18 protein-coding genes and 4 tRNA genes are annotated in these 20,341 nt (G+C 59.2%); 14 read left to right on the forward strand and 8 right to left on the reverse strand.

Features of this window, described 5'->3' with window-relative positions; genetic code table 11:
- Positions 1–97: 97 nt before the first annotated feature.
- Entirely contained in the window at positions 98–466 is a 369-nt protein-coding gene (locus FIV39_RS08740) for a PA0061/PA0062 family lipoprotein (protein WP_090402599.1), read from the forward strand.
- A 38-nt stretch (positions 467–504) separates the two neighbouring features.
- Here FIV39_RS08740 and FIV39_RS32960 read toward each other — a convergent pair whose 3' ends face one another.
- Complete coding sequence (locus FIV39_RS32960; RefSeq protein ID WP_167361105.1) at positions 505–666, reverse strand: hypothetical protein; 162 nt, start codon at positions 664–666, stop codon at positions 505–507.
- A gap of 211 nt (positions 667–877) precedes the next feature.
- On the opposite strand from FIV39_RS32960, the gene FIV39_RS08745 reads away from it, so the two are divergent.
- Complete coding sequence (locus FIV39_RS08745) at positions 878–1,540, forward strand: C39 family peptidase (RefSeq protein WP_090402601.1); 663 nt, start codon at positions 878–880, stop codon at positions 1,538–1,540.
- 39 nt (positions 1,541–1,579) lie between these two features.
- Here the strand turns inward: FIV39_RS08745 and FIV39_RS08750 are convergent, their stop codons facing one another.
- The 5 genes from FIV39_RS08750 to FIV39_RS08770 form a co-directional block, all read right to left on the reverse strand.
- Positions 1,580–2,281 (reverse strand): VIT1/CCC1 transporter family protein, encoded by a 702-nt coding sequence (locus FIV39_RS08750; protein ID WP_090402603.1) that lies wholly within the window; start codon positions 2,279–2,281, stop codon positions 1,580–1,582.
- Positions 2,282–2,294: 13 nt separating this feature from the next.
- Positions 2,295–3,284 (reverse strand): FAD:protein FMN transferase, encoded by a 990-nt coding sequence (locus FIV39_RS08755; RefSeq protein WP_090402605.1) that lies wholly within the window; start codon positions 3,282–3,284, stop codon positions 2,295–2,297.
- Complete coding sequence (locus tag FIV39_RS08760; protein WP_090402607.1) at positions 3,274–5,454, reverse strand: PepSY domain-containing protein; 2,181 nt, start codon at positions 5,452–5,454, stop codon at positions 3,274–3,276. Before FIV39_RS08760 ends, FIV39_RS08755 begins: the two co-directional genes overlap by 11 nt.
- 25 nt (positions 5,455–5,479) lie before the next feature.
- Entirely contained in the window at positions 5,480–5,950 is a 471-nt protein-coding gene (locus FIV39_RS08765) for a DUF2271 domain-containing protein (protein WP_146371502.1), read from the reverse strand.
- Between the two features lie 84 nt (positions 5,951–6,034).
- A complete protein-coding gene (locus tag FIV39_RS08770) occupies positions 6,035–6,358 on the reverse strand; it encodes a PepSY domain-containing protein (protein ID WP_090402612.1) in 324 nt (107 codons plus the stop codon).
- A 131-nt stretch (positions 6,359–6,489) separates the two neighbouring features.
- On the opposite strand from FIV39_RS08770, the gene FIV39_RS08775 reads away from it, so the two are divergent.
- Together FIV39_RS08775 and FIV39_RS08780 are read left to right on the forward strand one after the other, a co-directional pair.
- Positions 6,490–7,149: a response regulator transcription factor gene (locus FIV39_RS08775; RefSeq protein ID WP_090402614.1), complete on the forward strand. Its 660-nt coding sequence runs from the start codon at positions 6,490–6,492 to the stop codon at positions 7,147–7,149.
- Positions 7,146–8,486: a sensor histidine kinase gene (locus tag FIV39_RS08780; RefSeq protein WP_090402616.1), complete on the forward strand. Its 1,341-nt coding sequence runs from the start codon at positions 7,146–7,148 to the stop codon at positions 8,484–8,486. Before FIV39_RS08775 ends, FIV39_RS08780 begins: the two co-directional genes overlap by 4 nt.
- Before the next feature lie 158 nt (positions 8,487–8,644).
- On the opposite strand, the gene pbpG is transcribed toward FIV39_RS08780, so the two are convergent.
- Both pbpG and folD read right to left on the reverse strand, forming a co-directional pair.
- A complete protein-coding gene (gene pbpG, locus FIV39_RS08785) occupies positions 8,645–9,568 on the reverse strand; it encodes a D-alanyl-D-alanine endopeptidase (RefSeq protein WP_090409900.1) in 924 nt (307 codons plus the stop codon).
- Positions 9,569–9,776: 208 nt separating this feature from the next.
- Positions 9,777–10,631, reverse strand: coding sequence for a bifunctional methylenetetrahydrofolate dehydrogenase/methenyltetrahydrofolate cyclohydrolase FolD (gene folD / locus FIV39_RS08790; RefSeq protein WP_090402619.1), 855 nt, complete (start codon positions 10,629–10,631; stop codon positions 9,777–9,779).
- Between the two features lie 275 nt (positions 10,632–10,906).
- On the opposite strand from folD, the gene FIV39_RS08795 reads away from it, so the two are divergent.
- The 10 genes from FIV39_RS08795 (at position 10,907) to FIV39_RS08840 (ending at position 20,308) form a co-directional block, all read left to right on the forward strand.
- Positions 10,907–10,983 (forward strand) — tRNA-Arg (locus tag FIV39_RS08795).
- A 32-nt stretch (positions 10,984–11,015) separates the two neighbouring features.
- Positions 11,016–11,091: transfer RNA gene (locus FIV39_RS08800), tRNA-His, on the forward strand.
- A gap of 57 nt (positions 11,092–11,148) precedes the next feature.
- Positions 11,149–11,233 (forward strand) — tRNA-Leu (locus FIV39_RS08805).
- A 77-nt stretch (positions 11,234–11,310) separates the two neighbouring features.
- Positions 11,311–11,386: transfer RNA gene (locus FIV39_RS08810), tRNA-His, on the forward strand.
- A gap of 399 nt (positions 11,387–11,785) precedes the next feature.
- Complete coding sequence (gene tig / locus FIV39_RS08815) at positions 11,786–13,096, forward strand: trigger factor (protein ID WP_090402622.1); 1,311 nt, start codon at positions 11,786–11,788, stop codon at positions 13,094–13,096.
- 91 nt (positions 13,097–13,187) lie between these two features.
- Complete coding sequence (gene clpP / locus FIV39_RS08820) at positions 13,188–13,823, forward strand: ATP-dependent Clp endopeptidase proteolytic subunit ClpP (RefSeq protein ID WP_003174822.1); 636 nt, start codon at positions 13,188–13,190, stop codon at positions 13,821–13,823.
- Between the two features lie 112 nt (positions 13,824–13,935).
- On the forward strand, positions 13,936–15,219 hold the full coding sequence (clpX, locus tag FIV39_RS08825; protein ID WP_003238279.1) for an ATP-dependent Clp protease ATP-binding subunit ClpX: 1,284 nt from the start codon (positions 13,936–13,938) through the stop codon (positions 15,217–15,219).
- Between the two features lie 162 nt (positions 15,220–15,381).
- A complete protein-coding gene (gene lon / locus FIV39_RS08830; protein ID WP_090402624.1) occupies positions 15,382–17,778 on the forward strand; it encodes an endopeptidase La in 2,397 nt (798 codons plus the stop codon).
- A 119-nt stretch (positions 17,779–17,897) separates the two neighbouring features.
- Entirely contained in the window at positions 17,898–18,200 is a 303-nt protein-coding gene (locus FIV39_RS08835) for an HU family DNA-binding protein (protein ID WP_222435745.1), read from the forward strand.
- 233 nt (positions 18,201–18,433) lie between these two features.
- Positions 18,434–20,308, forward strand: coding sequence for a SurA N-terminal domain-containing protein (locus FIV39_RS08840; protein ID WP_090402628.1), 1,875 nt, complete (start codon positions 18,434–18,436; stop codon positions 20,306–20,308).
- Positions 20,309–20,341 lie beyond the last annotated feature (33 nt).

Here is a 20,341-nt window from a genome sequence, read left to right on the forward strand (position 1 = left end):
TTTCATACGTATTCATTTGTTCTACAAAGCCTGGCTGCCCAAGCTTGCACCCCATCGGACGACTTGTCTTTTTACTGATGTTCTTTGGAGCCCTGCCATGTCACTCAAACCTTTATTGCTGATCCCCGCCCTGAGTGCTGTTTTGTTGTTGTCGGCCTGCGCCGGCCCGATCCCCAAGGCGGACCCCAGCGAAGCCTGGATTGGCTTGAAAGAAGATGCGCCCAACGACCTGATGGCTGAACGGGTGGACGGCAAGCGTGTAGATGACGGGCGCTTTTTCGAAGTGACACCCGGGGATCACCGCTTGGACGTGACGTTATTCGAGGAAGAGCCGGGCGACGACAACCAGCAGGACTGCCAGGGCCGAGTCGAGTACAAGGATTTCAAGGCGGGTGAGCATTACACCCTGGTGGAGTCGAGCCTGGGCACCACCGTGCGTGCATCCCTGAGGGATGGGCACGGTTAGGAAGTCGCAGCAACTCAGGATTTCAATTGCATGCCTGGCTAGGCGTGGTGCACTGCCGCCTTGTGGGGCTTGGCAGGTGCAGCGGGTTTGACGTGGGGGTGATGGTGCCGGCGGGTAATGCGCAACACCCCCCACAACATGGCGCTGGCTACCGCCAGCCAACCGCAGATCAACAGGAAAATCGTTGTTGCAAGGCTCATTTGGGCCTCCTTTCGCCCCGCAGGGGGCACACACAGTCTTCTCAATGGACAGTCTAGCTACCCGGCGGTTGCCTGCTATTGACCAATGGTCGTGTTCGTCCAACTTGTTTGCTCTATCCGCGACGCTTTACTGAGCCTATGGGCTATACCCGCGTGGCAGAGCGTCCTATGATCAGGGCCCTCACCGGCAGTTGATCAAGAGAGTAAAAAATTGCGGTTACGGTCGAACCTTAAAACATCCTTGTTGCTGGCCTGTGCCATAGGGCTCGCGGCCTGTTCCGGGCACCCGTCGAAACTTCCAGGCCTGCCGGAACGTGTCGAACTCAATGGTGTGCCGACCTTTCGCGGTGAGGCTTATCAGAGTGGTCCTACAGCGTTAGCCAGCATGCTGTCGCAACAAGGCATTGTGATGACACCGGGATTGCTGGATAAGCCGTTGCATTTGCCGGGCGGTGAAGCGGACCTGGAGCGCAATATGCAGGTGCTGGCCCGTGAGTACGGGCTGATGGTGTACCCGCTGGATGCCAAGCTGACCGCGGTACTGGCGCAGGTGGCGGCGGGTTACCCGGTGATGGCGCGGATTGGCGGCGGCCTGTTGTCTGACGCGCACTACGTGGTCGTGGTGGGTTTCAACCAGCAGAAAAGCACGGTGCTGTTGCGCTCAGGCATGGATCGACGCCTGCTGATGAGCTTCAGCGACTTTGAGTCGAAGTGGAATAGCGCCGGGCACTGGGCAATCCTCACCCAGCGCCCGAGCCAATTACCGGCCAATGTGGATGCGCAGCGCTGGCGGGATTCGGCTAACGCGACGGCCCAGGCCGGGCAGGAGCGGGCGGCGGCGCAGGCGCTCAAAGTGTTGGCCGAAAGAAAGTAAAACCAACTGCGCCCACCCCATGGGCGCGCGGGTTTTACACTAGACCACCGCACCGAACAACGCTCCGACGGTGGCCGTAATGCCCATGGCCAGCACCCCCCACAGGGTCACGCGCCAAGCGCCGACGAGGACTTTCGCCCCTCCGGCCCTGGCTGCCACGGCGCCAAGGCTGGCAAGAAACAGCAGGGACATGCCGGACACCCACGGCACAACGCTGTGCGCCGGGGCGACGACCGTCACCGCCAGCGGCAACGCGGCACCCACCACGAAACTGGCAGCCGAGGCCAACGCCGCTTGCAGCGGTTTGGCGGTGAGGGTTTCGCTGATTCCCAGTTCGTCCCGCGCATGGGCACCCAATGCGTCGTGTGCCATCAATTGATCGGCGACCTGATGGGCCAGTTCGGGTGATACGCCACGCTGCATATAAATGTGGGCAAGCTCGCTGTGCTCGGCTTTCGGGTTGCTGGCCAGCTCCGCCCGTTCCCGGGCCAGGTCGGCGCGTTCGGTATCGGCCTGGGAATGCACGGAAACGTATTCACCGGCGGCCATGGACATTGCCCCCGCCACCAGCCCGGCCATGCCGGTGACGATCAGCGAGGTATGGCTGGCGTTGGCGGCGGCTACGCCGATCAGCAGGCTGGCGGTTGAAACGATACCGTCATTGGCCCCCAGGACTGCCGCGCGCAGCCAGCCGATACGGTCACTGCGGTGGGATTCGGTGTGCCGGTGCATGAATTTCATAGCGTTGCGGGACTCACGGTCGTGGGTAGGCTTGGGGCGGACGGCTTTCAATCTGCGCCTGCAGAATGCCGCCGACAATGGATATTTCTTTGAGCTGGTCACCCTCGCGCAGCACAAATAGTGCGTCCAGCCCGCGTGCCTGGGCCAGGCGGGGGCCTTCGATCTCGCCCAGCACCATCAACGCCGTGGCCCAGGCATCGGCGAGCATGCACGAGGTTGCCACCACCGTGACGGCCGCGACTGTATTGCACAACGGTGCGCCGGTGGCCGGGTTCATGGTGTGGGCATAATGTTGTCCATTGACGTCAATCCAGTGCCGGTAGTCGCCGGAAGTGGCGATGGCCGCATCGCTGAGTTCCATGACCCCCATCACGTCACGCTGGCCCCGGCACGGTTTTTCAACGGCCACGACCCAGGGTTGAGCGTCCGGCTTGACGCCGCGCGCGCGCATCTCGCCATCGATGCCGACCAGGTAACGGGTCAGCCCGAAGCCGTCCAGGCAGCGTGCCAGTTCGTCCACGCCAAAGCCTTTGGCGATACCGTTGAGGTTGAGCTTGAGCGGTGCGCGTTTACGCACCCGGTGGCGTTGCGTGTCCACCGTCAACGCCGCATTGCTCGACAGACCGTAGCGTGGCGGCGGAGCGTCGATGGTCTGCTTGGTGACTGATGGTGCGCCGGGCCCGAAGCCCCAGGCGTCCACCAGATCACCGACGGCAATGTCGAAAGCCCCGCCGGATTGCGCGCTGATCCGCAGCGCGGCGGCCAGCACCGTGACCAGCTCTTTGGGCACCGGTACCCATGCCTGCTCGGAAGCGGCGTTGAGGCGATTGAGGTCGGAGTCGGGTTTCCAGATGGACATCTGCTGGTCCACCCGACTCACGGCCTGGGCCAGGCTGCGGTTGATCGCGTCGGTGTCGATGCCGGGTTCGGCATAGAACACGGCGGTGTAGCGGCTGCCCATGGTCTCGCCGTTCAGGCTGTAGCGTTGGGGCTCAGTACACATCTTCACGGTAGCGTCCTTGTGCCTTTAGGGCTTGCACACTCAGGTTAAGCGGCATGAGCACTTCATCCAGGGCGTGCATCACGCCTTTGGCCATGTCGCGGCTGCCACACACCAGCACCTGGGCGCCTTTTTCAATTAATCGGCGCAACGCCAGGGCATCGCTGATCAATCGGTCTTGCACATAGCTGCTGTCTTGCACTTGGGAAAACGCGGCACGCAACGTGGTCAGGCGACGGTCGGCCAGGTAGCGCTTGAGTTCCGGTTCATAGAGGAAATCCGAAGCCGGATTACGCCCGCCCCAATACAGGTGCATCGGGTGTCGGGCTTTGTTGTTGCGAATAAAACCGGCCAGGGGGCCAATGCCGGTGCCCGCACCAATCAGGATCACCGGGTGCGCGCCCGATGCCGGACGAAATTGCGGGTTGGGCTGGATAAAGGCATCGATCGGCGCGCCGATCGCCAAGTCATGCAGGAAGCCCGAGCACAGGCCGTCCTCGTGTTTGCGCACGCAAATCTCCAATACCCCGTCGTCGCTGCTGCTGGCCAGCGAGTAAAAGCGTGGCAGCGGACTCCCCGGCGGGTAGATGCCGACCAGGTCGCCGGCCTGGAAGCGCGGCAGTTTGCCGCGCGCCTTGAACCGCAGGACGTGGGTCGGGGCCTGCACTTGTTCGCCGTAGACGGTGCGCTCCGCCAGCACCAGTTGATGGGTGTGCGGCCGCTCGGGACTGTGGACCAGTTTCAACGGCTGCCCCAGGACTTCGCCCAGGTCCACGCCCCAGCGCGCGAACGCTTGAGAAGACTGGCGGTTGATGGTTTCCAGCGGCAACAACGCCACGCCACCGGCCTGCTCCATGGCGGCCTGCACCGTTTGGGCGTACTGACAGAATTGCGTGAACTGTCGATCGCCAAAACCCAAGACGGCAAAGGGCAGGCCGGGTTTGATCCCGCAGTGCGCCAGCCGCTTCAGGAACTGTGCGGCTGAGGCCGGCGCGTCGCCGTCGCCGTGGGTTGCCGTGAGGATGACAACCCGCTGCGCGCTGCGGTAATCCCCCTGCCATTCATTCATCGCTGCGCTGTGCACCTGATGACCGGCCTGGTGCAGCGCGTCATGCAAGGTACTGGCAAAGCCCCAGGTGGAGTTGTTTTCACTGCCCACCAGAATCACGCTGTCGGCGCAGTGGGCGGGGCTGTTATGGCGAAGGTGCGGACCGGCCTTGCGGCGATGCCACCACAGCAGAACACCGGTCACGCTCATCAACGGTACGCTCAGGGCGCTGAGTCCAAGGAGCAAACCCAGCCACCATAGGCCTTCGCCGGTGTGCAACTGATAGATCAATTGATAAAGGTTGTGCAGCGGGTCGTGGGCTTGATACGACAACAGCGCGCCGCTGACCGGGTCCACGTAGCCGTCGCCCTGGGCCGTGCGCAGGGAAAACACATCCTGGGGGTTGCCGGGGCTCGGGTACACCAGCTCGCGCAAGTCATTCAGGTCGGTGGCCTGCAATGCTTGCAGATTGGCCACTGGCTGTGCCGTGCCGGCGCTGATGCCGGCCGGGAAGGCCGGTTCAGTCTGACTGCCGTCGGCGATCAAACCAAAGGTCGTGGCCGACATGTAGAGCCCACTCAAGGCCGAGAGCAACAGCCCGAGCAAGGCCAGGCGCCCGATTTCGGCATGCCAGCGCTGGCTGAATGTGCCTCGCAGCGGTCGTGACAGGTTGCGCAGGCCGCCCAGGCGGCGCGCCAGCAACAGTGCGCCGGACACTGAAAGTATCAACATGAAGAGTGCGCCGACACCGGTGACCCCATGACCTGCGGTGCCCATGAACAGCGAACGGTGCAGGTCTTTTACCCAGCGCGAAAAGGCGGATGGCTCATAGGGGCCGAGCCCTTGCCCGGTGAGTGGGTCGACTGTCTGCGCACCGGCCTGGCCTTCCTGGTTGTAGTAGATGATCAGCGTCCCGGAGGGGCTGCGCTGGATCTGCTCCACCCCCGGGAAGTGCGTGGCAATGCGTCCTGCCAACTGCCCGACATTGAGCTGCCCGGTCGCGGTCGATGTGTTGTGCAGGCGTTCCAAAGCCGGGTTGACGGACAAAACCGCACCGCTGATGGCCAATATCATGACCAGCAGGGCGGCGATCAGACCGGGCAGTGAATGGAACTGGCGAAGCATGTTCAGCCTCCAGAAAGCACAATGGCTACAGGTCGTAGGTAAAGGACTCGACATAGATGTTGCCGCTGACCGGTTTGCCCGAGCCGCTCGATGTCAGGGGAACACTGACGTCGGCGCGGCTATCGCGCTTGTCTTCCACGGCGCTGTCGATACGGATCTGATACCCGGCATCGATCAAGGTGTCGGCCAGTTCCACGCTGACGTTGAGGGTGCGGCCACTGCCCACACTGGCGCCGCTGAGCCCGTCGAACTCACTCGGGTTCAGGCCACTGCCGCGCGCCCAGTCGCTCAGGTGCCGGTAGTACTTGGCCTTCTTGCCGGCGACCCACAGGGTTTTCTGGTATTGGCCGTTGGCGTCGGTGACATAAATCGCCAGGTATGCACCGTTGCCGCTGTAGTCCTTGAGCTGGGTGGTCAGGGTCACTTCGCGGGCCTGGGCCAACCCCGGTAGGGCTATGGCGCCGGCGAGGCAGGTTGCGACGATAAGCTTTTTCATAAGAGTCTCCTGATTGAGCGGTGTGGAGAGAGCCTGGACCTGCTGGCTGACAGCAACCTGAAGGCCTCGGGACAAGGTGATGAATCAGTGCGCTTCAGGGCGGTTGAGGTAGTCCTGGGGGTTGCCCTTGTCGCCAAAACGGATTTCCAGTTTGCGCAGGCGAAGGGAAGCCGGTGTGTAGCTGGCTTTGATGGCATTGCCCTTGCGGTCGCTGCCCTTGAGCTCGTAACAGCCGTCGTCGACCTTGATGCGCTGCACGCTCCAGCCATATTGCTGCTCCACTTGCTGGCGCAGGTTTTCGCGCGGTTGCCAGTCGCTGACCGGCTCGCTGCAATCATCATCGGCCAAGGCGTATCCACCGAGCAGGACGCTCAACAATGCAGTGCTGGCAATAAAAGCTGATTTCATGATCTGTCTCCGACCGAGTTGGCATGTACGGCATACGCTAAGGCGCATTCCTGACAACCAGCTGAATCTTCAGATTCACGTCAGGTAAGGCCGTTAGGGTGCTGCACGACAACCATCAGAGGAGGTGACAGATGCGGGTTTTATTGGTGGAGGACGCGCCAGGATTGGGGGAGGCGGTGCGCGAACAGATTGCCGATGACGGCCACGCGGTCGACTGGGTGCAGCGACTGGACCATGCCAGAGCCAGCGTGCGCACCACGCCGTATGACCTGATCCTGCTGGACCTGATGCTGCCCGACGGTCGCGGGCTGGACTTTTTGCGCGAACAGCGTTCGGCCGGCAATGTGACCCCGGTGATCATCCTCACCGCCCAGGACCAGATATCCGATCGCATTGCCGGCCTCAATGTCGGTGCCGACGATTACCTGGTCAAACCATTCGACCTGTTTGAACTCTCGGCCCGGGTGGCCGCCGTGGCCCGACGTTACAGCGGCAACCCTAACCCGCAGATCAAGCTCGGAGAGCTGCAGATTGATCTGGGCGCGCGCACCGTACAGCGCGCCGGCGTGACCATCGACCTGACGGCGCGCGAGTGGGCGCTGTTCGAGGCGTTTGTGCAACGCCCTACGGCGTTGCTGTCGAAGGCCCAGCTCGAAGATCGCTTGTATGCCTTTGGCGCGGAAATCGAGAGTAATACCATTGAGGTCTATATCAGTCGCCTGCGCAAAAAGCTGGGACGCGAACTGGTGGAAACCGTGCGTGGCATGGGGTATCGGTTGATGGCCGTATGAAGTCGTCGGTCAGTCTGCAAAAGCGTCTTGGCCTGGGATTGACCCTGGGTATGACCGTGCTCTGGCTGGGGGCGACCGCCGTGGCTTGGCAGGTGGTGCAACATGAGCTCAACGAGACGTTCGACAGCGCCCTGGAAGAGACTGCGCAACGGATCCTGCCCTTGGCCGTGCTGGAAATCAGCAATCGTGAAGAGCCCCGCACCGCGCAGCATGTCGCCACCCTGAAAATGCACAAGGAATACCTGACGTACGTGGTGCGTGACGCCCAGGGCCAGATTCTGATGCAATCCCATGACGCCAACCCGAAGATCTTCAACGAACACCCGCGCGAGGGGTTCTCCACAACGCGAAAATACCGGCTGTATGGCGCGAGTGCACAGCGCAGTAGCCTGTTCATCGAAATCGCCGAGCCGCTGAAACATCGTCGTGAGGCCGCGCGGGAAGCCTTGTTGGCGTTGTTGGTGCCGTTACTGGCGCTGATCCCCATCAGCCTGCTGGGCACTTGGTTGTTTGTACGCCTCAGCCTGCGCAGCGTATTGGCCTATCGCCGTGCCGTAGAAGCTCGTGGTGCGGGGGATTTGTCGCCGATCCGCGTGGCGCGCCTGCCCGCTGAAATCGACCCGTTGGCCGATGCGGTCAACCGCCTGCTGGAGCGCTTGCGCAAGGCGTTGGAGGCCGAGCGCAGTTTTACCGCCAACAGCGCCCACGAGTTGCGCACGCCGCTGGCGGCGACATTGGCGCAGATTCAGCGCTTGCGCCAGGAGGCGCCGGAAGGCCCTTTGCGGGGGCGAGCGGTAAAGATAGAACACTCCCTGCGCGAGCTGGCGCGGCTATCGGAGAAGCTTATGCAGTTGGCCAAGGCTGAGGGCGGCGGGCTGCTGTCCGAGGCGCCCCAGGATCTGATTCCCTTACTGGCCCATGGCGTCGATGAGTGGAATCGCAGCAGCGGGCAGCGCATTCGCTTGCACCTGCCCACTGAGTGCAGCGTTTATTGTGCTATCGACCCGGACGCGTTCGGGATCCTGTTGCGCAACTTGATCGAGAATGCGTTGAAGTACGGCACTACTGACCAACCCGTCGAAGTCAGCCTCACGGACCAAGCGTTGTTGCGTGTGGTCAATGGCGGACCGGCCATCCCGGAAGCGGTGTTGCAGCGTCTGACCGAACGCTTTGTGCGCGGCAGCAGCGAAGCCAGAGGTACAGGGCTGGGTTTGGCGATTGCCCAGGCGATCGTGCAAGGGGTCAAGGCGCGTATGACCCTGGCGTCGCCGGCGACAGACCGGGAGGACGGATTTGAGGTGAGTATTCAGTTTGTGCGCCTGCCCACTGGTGAATGAAGTGCGGTGACGCTCCTGAGAGGAGATCGAACGGGAGGGAGAGTCGCCTGCAGCGGTTATCCAGGGTGTCAATTGAGGGGCAAAACCTGCGTTTGGTGGTGCGTATCCATAAAAATGCCCCGGGCAAATCGAGGCCGGGGCATTTTAGGCGGACGTGTTTAACGACGTACTTCTGCGGCGTTCGGACGGTTCTTCAGGTTCTTGTCAGCCTTGTAGCGCAATGCGACGTCCGGCACCGAGCCGCCCTTGCCGGTCTCGACCCAGCTACGGATACGGCTGGCATCGGCGAAGTGGGTGAACTTGCCGAAAGCATCCAGGATCACCAGCGACACCGGACGGTTGCCCATGCTGGTGACCAGCACCAGGCAATGACCGGCCTGATTAGTGAAGCCGGTCTTGGTCAGCTTGATATCCCAGTTGGCGCGGTTGATCAGGTGGTCGGTGTTGGAGAAACCCAAGGTGTAGTTGGGCTTGCGGAACGCCACGGTCTTTTCCTTGGTGGTGCTCAACTGGCTCAGCATCGGAAATTTGTGCGCGTAGGCCAGCAGTTTGCTCAAGTCGCGGGCGGTGGACACGTTGTGGATCGACAGGCCGGTAGGTTCGACGTAGTGGGTGCTGGTCATGCCCAGGGCCTTGGCCTTGGCGTTCATCGCGGCAATAAAGGCCGCGTAGCCGCCCGGATAGTGGTGCGCCAGGCTCGCCGCGGCGCGGTTTTCCGAGGACATCAGGGCGATCAGCAACATCTCCTTGCGCGGCATCTGGCTGCCGATCTTCACGCGCGAGAACACGCCTTTCATCTCCGGCGTGTCGGTGATGTTGATGTCGATGTACTCGTCCATGTTCTGCTTGGCTTCAAGCACGATCAGGCCGGTCATCAGCTTGCTCACCGAAGCGATAGGGACCACCACGTCGGGGTTGCTGGCGTAGATGACCTTGTTGGTTTGCAGGTCCACCAGCATGGCGCTGCCGGAAGCGATCTGCAGTTTGGACGGATCGCGCGGCGCCAGGGTGGATTCGGCGGCGTGCGCAAAGGTGCCCGTGAAAGCAAAAAATAGGCTGACAATGGAAAGACGAATTTTCACGCGGATGAACTCGCTAAAAAAGTAAGAAATACCGTTGGGAAACGGGTTTTGTGACAAATGGCGTTACATTTTAGGAGTATGGACGAGAGACTGTCGAATGTTCTTCTAAAACCAGACGAAAGTGCTTAAAAACTAAGAAAAAACAGGCTTTCTTCCGGGCAATAAAAAGCCCTGCGATAAGGCAGGGCTTTTTCAGTACGGTTGGTTATTAACCGTGCAGGGTTTCTGCGGCGTACAGGGTGTTTTCCAGCAGGCAGGCACGGGTCATCGGGCCAACGCCACCCGGCACCGGGGTGATCCAGCCGGCGCGGGGCAGGGCGGTTTCATACACTACGTCGCCGACCAGCTTGCCGTCTTCCTGGCGGTTGATGCCCACGTCGATAACGATGGCGCCTTCCTTGATCCATTCACCCTTGACCAGGCCCGGCTTGCCGGCGGCCACGACGACCAGGTCGGCACGGCCAACGTGGCCTGCGAGGTCCTTGGTGAAGCGGTGGGTCACGGTGACGGTGCAACCGGCCAGCAGCAACTCCATGGCCATGGGGCGGCCAACGATGTTGGACGCGCCGACGATGACGGCATCGAGGCCGTACAGGTCGACACCGGTGCTTTCCAGCAGGGTCATGATGCCTTTGGGCGTGCACGGGCGCAGCAGCGGGATACGCTGGGCCAGGCGGCCGACGTTATAAGGATGGAAACCGTCGACATCCTTGTCCGGGCGGATGCGCTCCAGCAACTTGGATGCGTCCAGGTGCGCGGGCAATGGCAATTGCAGGAGGATGCCGTCCATCGCCGGGTCGTCGTTGAGGCTGTCGATCAGGTCGGTCAGGGCTTGCTGGGTGGTGTCGGCAGGCAGGTCGTAGGCCTTGGAAATAAAGCCGACCTCTTCACAGTCTTTACGCTTGTGCGAGACATAAACCTGAGAGGCAGGATCGCTGCCGACCAGGATCACCGCGAGGCCAGGCGTGCGCAGGCCTTGCTGGCTGCGCTCGGTGACTCGTTTGGCGATCTGCTGGCGCAGGCTGGCGGCGATTGATTTGCCGTCGATAAGTTGTGCAGTCATTACGCGTGATTAACCATCGAGAGGGGGAGGAAAAGTGCGCGCATTCTCGCACGCCACGGCGTGAGGGCAAAGGCGCTTGGTCTGCAAATTGGCCTAACCCCTTAAATAAAATGAATTTTTTTCAAAAAAGATTTGACGGGTTTCCAGGCCCTCTATACTATTCGTCGCACTTGTCGGGCACAGCCTAGCACTGGTTAAGAAGGTCGAGCAGAATCGTTGTTCTGTAAGGCTGGAAGCACTTAGTTTGTAATCCTCCAAGAGTACAGATTAATAAGGCGCCCGTAGCTCAGCTGGATAGAGCATCCGCCTTCTAAGCGGATGGTCGCAGGTTCGAGTCCTGCCGGGTGCGCCATTAGGCAGCTTTGGCACAAGTAGCGCTATATGGTGGGCGTAGCTCAGTTGGTAGAGCACGGGATTGTGACTCCCGTTGTCGAGGGTTCGATCCCCTTCGTCCACCCCATATTTTGAAAAGGCGCCAGATTAATCGTCTGGCGCCTTTGCTTTAAGAGCTTCAAGCGCGGATGTGGTGGAATTGGTAGACACACTGGATTTAGGTTCCAGCGCCGCGAGGCGTAAGAGTTCGAGTCTCTTCATCCGCACCAAATAAAGCTTTACTCGGTCTACATGCAGGGTAGGGTTCGACAAAGAAGTAGTTTGGTTTCTTTGTTAACGCAATATGGTGGGCGTAGCTCAGTTGGTAGAGCACGGGATTGTGACTCCCGTTGTCGAGGGTTCGATCCCCTTCGTCCACCCCATATTCGAAAGGCGCCAGATTTAACAGTCTGGCGCCTTTTTTGGTTTTGGCGGTTCGGATTTTCGCGGCTGCAAGTTCTGGGTCGCGTTGGCGGTGCGTTTCATCGTATTTATGTGTCTCGATGATGCTGCGTTGTCTATCTGCCCTCTTTGCAGGGTGGGACGTCAGGGAGATGAGTGACGACCCCTTCTATATATAGAAGGGGCGGCGCAGAGCCTTGGCGTGATTGGCTTTATTTGTCACCGGGGCGGGGCGCGACAGTGCCTTCGTACCGATAAATTGCCGGCTGTTTACGGGCGTATTTCCAGTAGGGTGACTTCTTGAGTTTGACCCACTAGAATGCATGCCCTTGATTGGGGTCGGAAATGGCCGGCTAACGTCTGTGCAACGAGGAATATCCATGCAAGTTTCTGTTGAAAATACTACTGCTCTCGAGCGCCGCATGAGCATCACCGTGCCGGCTGAGCGCATCGAGACTGCGGTCAACAAGCGTCTGCAGCAGACTGCCCAAAAGGCCAAGATCGCTGGTTTCCGTCCAGGCAAAGTGCCAATGAGCGAAATCAAGCGCCGTTTTGGTGCTGATGCGCGCAATGAAGCCGTAGGTGACGTGATCCAGGCTTCTTTCTACGAAGCAGTGGTTGAGCAAAAGCTGAACCCGGCTGGTTCGCCTTCGATCGAGCCTAAGTCCCTGGAAGCGGGCAAGGACCTGGAATACGTTGCCGTATTCGAAGTGTTCCCTGAATTCGAAGTGGCCGGATTCGACGGTATCGCTATCGAGCGCCTGAGCGCCGAAGTGGCTGATTCGGACCTGGACAACATGCTGGAAATCCTGCGCAAGCAGAACACCCGTTTCGAAGTGGCCGACCGTGCTGCCCAGAACGAAGACCAGCTGAACATCGATTTCGTTGGCAAGGTTGACGGCGAAGTATTCGCTGGCGGTTCCGCCAAGGGTACTCAGTTGGTGCTGGGCTCCAACCGCATGATCCCTGGTTTCGAAGACGGCCTGGTCGGCGCCAAGGCTGGCGAAGAGCGCGTCCTGAACCTGACTTTCCCTGCTGACTACCAGAACCTGGACCTGGCCGGCAAAGCCGCCGAGTTCACCGTGACGGTCAACAGCGTTTCCGAGCCTAAGCTGCCGGAGCTGAACGAAGAATTCTTCAATCAGTTCGGCATCAAGGAAACCGGTATCGAAGGCTTCCGCACCGAAGTTCGCAAGAACATGGAGCGCGAGCTGCGCCAGGCCATCAAATCCAAGGTCAAGAACCAGGTCATGGACGGTCTGCTGGCCGCCAACCCGATCGAAGTGCCTAAGGCCCTGCTTTCCAACGAAGTGGATCGCCTGCGCGTACAAGCTGTTCAGCAGTTCGGCGGCAACATCAAGCCAGACCAACTGCCGGCCGAGCTGTTCGAAGAGCAAGCCAAGCGTCGCGTTGTGCTGGGCCTGGTCGTGGCTGAAGTGGTCAAGCAGTTCGACCTCAAGCCTGACGAAGACCGCGTTCGCGAAATGATCCAGGAAATGGCTTCGGCCTACCAGGAGCCTGAGCAGGTCGTGGCTTGGTACTACAAGAACGACCAGCAGCTGAACGAGGTACGTTCGGTTGTGCTGGAAGAACAAGTTGTGGATACTGTTCTGCAGAAGGCTAAGGTGACCGATAAAGCGGTCTCTTACGAAGAAGCAGTCAAGCCGGCGGAAGCAGCACAAGCCGACTGATTGTCCAACTCGTTGGAAATTCAACCATAAGCCAGCCTCGCGCTGGCTTATGCGTTTTCAAGACATGACTATTTGGGAGTAACTGCAGAGCATGTTCCGTAATTCCTATATTCAGCAGAACTCTGATATCCAGGCCGCAGGCGGCCTGGTCCCGATGGTTGTCGAGCAGTCCGCTCGTGGCGAACGCGCCTACGACATCTACTCGCGCCTGCTCAAGGAGCGAGTGATCTTTCTGGTGGGCCCGGTAGAGGACTACATGGCCAACCTGATCTGTGCGCAACTGCTGTTCCTTGAAGCGGAAAACCCGGACAAGGACATCCATCTCTACATCAACTCGCCGGGCGGTTCGGTGACAGCGGGCATGTCGATCTACGACACCATGCAGTTCATCAAGCCGAACGTATCGACTACCTGCATTGGCCAGGCCTGCAGCATGGGCGCGTTCCTGCTGACCGCGGGTGCCGAGGGCAAGCGTTACTGCCTGCCTAACTCGCGCGTGATGATTCACCAGCCACTGGGCGGTTTCCAGGGCCAGGCGTCGGACATCGAAATCCACGCCAAGGAAATCCTCTTCATCCGCGAACGTCTCAACACGCTGATGGCCAAGCACAGCGGGCACACCCTGGAAGAAATCGAGCGCGACACCAACCGCGATAACTTCATGAGCGCCGAAGCCGCACGTGAATACGGGTTGATCGACGCAGTGATCGAAAAGCGCCCCGCTTAATATAAGCCGCTCAAAATAGGGCTGGTCGGGTTTTCCGATCACCTGCGGGCTTGAAAAAGCCCGCATAAGCCTTCATCTTGTGTTGCAAGCCTATCGGATTTGGATCGAACGAATGACTGACACCCGCAACGGCGAGGACAACGGCAAGCTGCTCTATTGCTCCTTCTGTGGCAAAAGCCAGCATGAAGTGCGCAAATTGATTGCCGGCCCCTCGGTCTTTATCTGCGACGAGTGCGTCGACCTGTGCAATGACATCATCCGTGAGGAGGTGCAGGAAGCCCAGGCCGAAAGCAGCGCGCATAAATTGCCTTCGCCTAAAGAAATCAGCGGCATCCTTGATCAGTATGTGATTGGTCAAGAGCGTGCAAAGAAGGTTCTGGCCGTAGCGGTATACAACCACTACAAGCGTCTGAACCAGCGTGACAAGAAAGGCGACGAAGTCGAACTCGGCAAGAGCAACATCCTGCTGATCGGTCCTACAGGCTCGGGTAAGACCCTGCTTGCAGAAACCCTCGCTCGCCTGCTGAACGTTCCGTTTACCATCGCCGACGCCACCACCCTCACCGAGGCTGGCTACGTGGGTGAGGACGTCGAGAACATCATTCAGAAACTGCTGCAGAAGTGTGACTACGACGTAGAGAAGGCCCAGATGGGTATTGTCTACATCGACGAAATCGACAAGATTTCGCGCAAGTCCGACAACCCGTCGATCACCCGGGACGTTTCCGGTGAAGGCGTGCAGCAAGCCCTGTTGAAACTGATCGAAGGCACGGTTGCTTCCGTACCGCCACAAGGCGGCCGCAAGCACCCGCAGCAGGAATTCCTTCAGGTTGATACGCGCAACATCCTGTTTATTTGTGGCGGTGCATTCTCCGGCCTGGAGAAGGTTATTCAGCAACGGTCTACCCGTGGCGGCATCGGTTTCAGTGCAGAAGTGCGCAGCAAGGAAGAAGGCAAGAAGGTGGGCGAGTCCCTGCGTGAAGTCGAGCCTGACGATCTGGTCAAGTTCGGTCTGATCCCTGAGTTCGTTGGCCGTCTGCCGGTCCTGGCGACGTTGGACGAGTTGGATGAGGCGGCTCTGATTCAGATCCTCACCGAACCGAAAAACGCCCTGACCAAGCAATATGCCAAGCTGTTTGAGATGGAAGGTGTGGACCTTGAGTTCCGTACTGACGCACTCAAGTCGGTAGCCAAGCGGGCATTGGAGCGCAAGACCGGTGCACGTGGCCTGCGTTCTATCCTCGAAGGCGTGTTGCTCGACACCATGTATGAAATCCCCTCGCAGTCCGAGGTGAGTAAAGTGGTGATCGACGAAAGCGTTATAGAAGGCAAGTCCAAGCCCCTGTATATCTACGAAAACAGTGAGCCGACTGCCAAGGCTGCGCCAGACGCGTAAGCGTTTCGCAGTTTCGGTACAAATGAAGGGGCCTCTAGGGGCCCCTTTGTTTTTCATAAGGATTTTTACTGCGTGTAACTGCCAGCATTGAGCTTGTTTTTTTTACACGCAGCCCCCATCTTGGTTTCAAGCTTATTTTTCAACTGTCATAGAGGCGAAATCATGAAGACAACCATCGAATTGCCTCTCCTGCCGTTGCGTGATGTCGTCGTCTATCCGCACATGGTTATCCCGCTGTTCGTGGGGCGCGAGAAGTCTATCGAAGCCCTTGAGGCTGCGATGACGGGCGACAAGCAGATACTGCTATTGGCCCAGAGAAATCCTGCCGATGATGATCCAGGCGAAGACGCCCTGTATCGCGTCGGCACCATTGCCACTGTCCTGCAACTGCTCAAGCTGCCCGATGGCACCGTCAAGGTGTTGGTGGAAGGCGAGCAGCGCGGTTCGGTAGAGCGTTTCATGGAGGTGGACGGCCACCTACGCGCTGAAGTGGTGCTGATCGACGAAGTCGAGGCCCCTGAGCGCGAGTCCGAAGTCTTTGTGCGCAGCCTGCTCTCGCAGTTTGAGCAGTATGTGCAGTTGGGCAAGAAGGTCCCGGCTGAAGTCCTGTCTTCCCTCAATAGCATCGATGAGCCAAGCCGCCTGGTCGACACCATGGCCGCGCATATGGCGCTGAAGATCGAGCAGAAGCAAGACATCCTCGAAATCATTGACCTGTCGGCCCGTGTCGAACACGTGCTGGCATTGCTGGATGCCGAAATCGATCTGCTCCAGGTCGAGAAGCGCATCCGGGGTCGCGTCAAAAAGCAAATGGAGCGCAGCCAGCGCGAGTACTACCTGAATGAGCAGATGAAGGCCATTCAAAAGGAACTCGGCGACAGCGAGGAAGGCCACAATGAAATCGAAGAGCTGAAAAAGCGCATCGATGCTGCAGGCCTGCCGAAAGACGCCCTGACCAAAGCCACCGCCGAGTTGAACAAGCTCAAGCAGATGTCGCCGATGTCCGCCGAGGCCACCGTGGTGCGCTCGTACATCGACTGGCTGGTGCAGGTGCCGTGGAAGGCTCAGACCAAGGTACGCCTGGACCTGGCCCGCGCTGAAGACATTCTCGATGCCGACCACTATGGCCTTGAAGAAGTCAAAGAACGCATCCTCGAATACCTCGCCGTGCAAAAGCGCGTGAAGAAGATTCGTGGCCCGGTGTTGTGCCTGGTTGGCCCGCCTGGCGTGGGTAAAACCTCCCTGGCCGAGTCCATCGCCAATGCCACCAACCGTAAATTCGTGCGCATGGCCCTCGGTGGTGTGCGAGATGAAGCGGAAATTCGTGGTCATCGGCGGACTTACATCGGTTCGATGCCAGGAAGATTGATTCAAAAAATGACAAAGGTGGGTGTGCGCAACCCGCTGTTCCTGCTCGATGAAATCGACAAAATGGGCAGCGACATGCGTGGCGATCCGGCGTCGGCCTTGCTGGAAGTGCTCGACCCTGAGCAGAACCACAATTTCAACGACCATTACCTGGAGGTCGACTACGACCTGTCCGACGTAATGTTCCTGTGCACCTCCAACTCCATGAACATTCCGCCAGCGTTGCTGGACCGGATGGAAGTGATTCGCCTGCCGGGTTACACCGAAGACGAGAAGATCAACATCGCCGTCAAATACCTCGCGCCCAAGCAGATTTCGGCCAATGGCCTGAAGAAGGGTGAGATCGAATTTGACGTCGAGTCGATTCGCGACATCGTGCGCTACTACACTCGCGAGGCCGGTGTACGGGGCCTTGAGCGCCAGATCGCGAAGATTTGCCGCAAGGCGGTTAAGGAGCACGCGCTGGAAAAACGCTTCTCGGTGAAGGTCACTGCCGACGCTCTTGAGCACTTCCTGGGCGTGCGTAAATTCCGTTACGGCCTGGCTGAGCAACAGGATCAGGTAGGGCAGGTGACTGGCCTGGCGTGGACCCAGGTGGGCGGCGAATTGCTGACCATCGAAGCGGCGGTGATTCCCGGCAAGGGCCAGTTGATCAAGACCGGCTCCCTCGGTGACGTGATGGTCGAATCCATTACCGCCGCGCAGACCGTGGTGCGCAGCCGCGCCCGGAGCCTGGGGATCCCCCTGGACTTCCACGAGAAGCACGACACCCACATCCACATGCCGGAAGGGGCTACACCGAAGGATGGCCCTAGCGCCGGCGTAGGTATGTGCACGGCCCTGGTATCGGCATTGACCGGCATACCGGTGCGCGCCGACGTGGCCATGACCGGGGAAATCACCCTGCGTGGCCAGGTATTGGCCATCGGTGGTCTGAAAGAGAAATTGCTCGCTGCACACCGGGGTGGTATCAAGACCGTGATCATTCCTGAAGAGAATGTTCGCGACTTGAAGGAAATTCCTGACAATATCAAGCAAGATCTTCAGATTAAACCGGTTAAATGGATTGACGAGGTCCTGCAAATTGCGCTGCAATACGCGCCGGAGCCCTTGCCGGATGTGGCTCCGGAGATAGTTGCAAAGGATGAAAAGCGAGAGTCTGATTCCAAGGAAAGAATTAGCACGCATTAATGTGAATAAGCCTGGAGGCTTCCTTGACAGCTTTTTAGAGCCCTTGTTATAAAGCGGCTCTTAAGTGTCTGTAGGCCATTCAGCACTGGTTTTTGCTGTTTACCAAAAAACTTAGAATCATACTCAATAGATATGTAAGGGGACTTAGAGTGAACAAGTCGGAACTGATTGATGCTATCGCTGCATCCGCTGATATCCCGAAAGCTGCTGCTGGCCGTGCGCTGGATGCAGTAATCGAATCCGTCACTGGCGCTCTGAAGGCCGGCGACTCCGTGGTACTGGTAGGCTTCGGTACTTTCTCTGTGACTAACCGCCCAGCTCGCGTTGGCCGTAACCCACAGAATGGCGAAGCGCTGCAAATCGCGGCTGCCAAGAAACCAGGTTTCAAAGCCGGTAAAGCCCTGAAAGAAGCCGTTAACTAAGTTTCGATCAAGCCTTTACCTACTACCCGGGTCGGACGCTGGTCTGGCCTGGCAGTGGAGCGGTAGCTGACCCACGTATCCATCGGGTCGCCACGCCGGGGTGTCGGTTCAAACCTCCGCCCGCTCCGCCAGTTACGAGAAGGCGCATCCTCGGATGCGCCTTTCTTCTATCCGGACTCTACCCACGCTCCACGGTTGCCAATTTTTGAAGTTCAACCGTTTCTGGGGGACGCATGCTGCAAAATATCAGGGACAATTCACAAGGCTGGATTGCCAAGACCATTATCGGGATCATCGTCGCATTGATGGCGTTCACCGGTATCGAGGCCATTTTCCAGGCCTCGACCAACACCAAGCAGGACGTGGCCAAGGTCAACGGTGAAGAAATCACCCAGACTGAACTCAGTCAGGCCGTCGACATGCAACGTCGCCAGCTGATGCAACAGCTGGGTAAGGATTTCGATGCGTCGCTGCTGGACGAAAAACTGCTGCGCGATGCGGCGCTCAAGGGCCTGATCGATCGTAAGCTGCTGCTGCAAGGCGCCGCCGACTCCAAGTTTGGCTTCTCTGAAGCGGCACTGGACCAGGTAATCCTGCAGACGCCGGAATTCCAGGTGGACGGCAAGTTCAACGCCGAACGCTTTGACCAGGTGATCCGTCAACTGGGCTACAGCCGTATGCAGTTCCGTCAGATGCTGACTCAGGAAATGCTGATCGGCCAGGTTCGCGCAGGCATCGCCGGCAGCGGTTTCGTAACCGACGCCGAGGTGCTGGCATTCGCCCGTCTGGAAAAACAGACCCGCGATTTCGCTACCGTCAATATCAAGGCCAACCCCGCGGCGGTGAAACTCACCGACGACGAGGTCAAGGCTTACTATGACCAGCACGCCAAGGAGTTCATGACTCCGGACCAGGTGGTCATCGACTACCTGGAACTGAAGAAGTCTTCCTTCTTCGACCAGGTCAGCGTGAAGGACGATGAACTGCAGGCTGCCTATCAGAAAGAAACCGCCAACCTCGCTGAACAGCGTCGCGCGGCGCACATCCTGATTGAAGTCAACGATAAGGTCACCGACGCGCAAGCGAAGGCCAAGATCGAAGAAATCCAGGCACGCCTGGCCAAGGGCGAGAAGTTCGAAACCCTGGCCAAGGAGTTCTCCCAAGATCCAGGTTCGGCCAACAGTGGCGGCGACCTCGGCTTTGCCGGCCCGGGCGTCTACGACCCGGACTTCGAAGCAGCCTTGTACGCATTGAACAAAGACCAGGTCTCGGCGCCGGTTCGCAGCACCTTCGGTTGGCACTTGATCAAGCTGTTGGGCGTTGAGGCACCGCAAGTGCCGACGTTTGCCAGCCTGAAAGACAAGCTGACCCGCGAGCTCAAGACCCAACAGGTCGAGCAGCGTTTTGTCGAAGCGACCAAGCAATTGGAAGATGCGGCATTCGAAGCCTCCGATCTGGCCCAACCGGCGTCTGACCTGAAGCTGACCGTACACACCTCCGCGCCGTTTGGCCGTGAAGGTGGTGACGGTGTTGCGGCCAACCGTGCCGTGGTCACCGCTGCGTTCAGCCCGGAAGTGCTGGATGAGGGTGCCAACAGCAGCGCCATTGAACTGGACCCGGAAACCATCATCGTGCTGCGTGCCAAAGAGCACCGCAAACCTGCGCAACTGCCGCTGGAAAGCGTTGCTGCGGCGATCCGCACACAGATGGCCAAGGAGCGCGCCAGCGCGGCTGCCAAGACTCACGCTGATGAGCTGATCGCCAGCCTGCGTGATGGCAAGACCCCGCTGAACCAGCCGGTCGACGGCCAGGCCTGGAAAGTCACTGAAGCGGCTACCCGTAGCCAGGAAGCGATTGACCCGGCCGTGCTGCAAGCCCTGTTCCGCATGCCCAAGCCTGCGGCCAAGGACAAACCGACCTTTACCACCGTTACCCTGGCTGATGGCAGCCTGGTGATCGTGCGCTTGAACGGTGTCAACGAAGCGGCTGCCCCAACGGACGAAGAAAAGGCGCAATACCGCCGCTTCCTCGCTTCCCGTGTTGGCCAGCAGGACTTCGCGGCATACCGCAAGCAGTTGGAAACCAAGGCTGATATCAAGAAGTACTGATGTTGGTTTGAACAAGAAGCCCCCGGCCTGAAA

Origin of the sequence: Pseudomonas grimontii (genome assembly GCF_007858185.1) — a bacterium.
Taxonomy (GTDB): Bacteria; Pseudomonadota; Gammaproteobacteria; order Pseudomonadales; family Pseudomonadaceae; genus Aquipseudomonas; species Aquipseudomonas grimontii.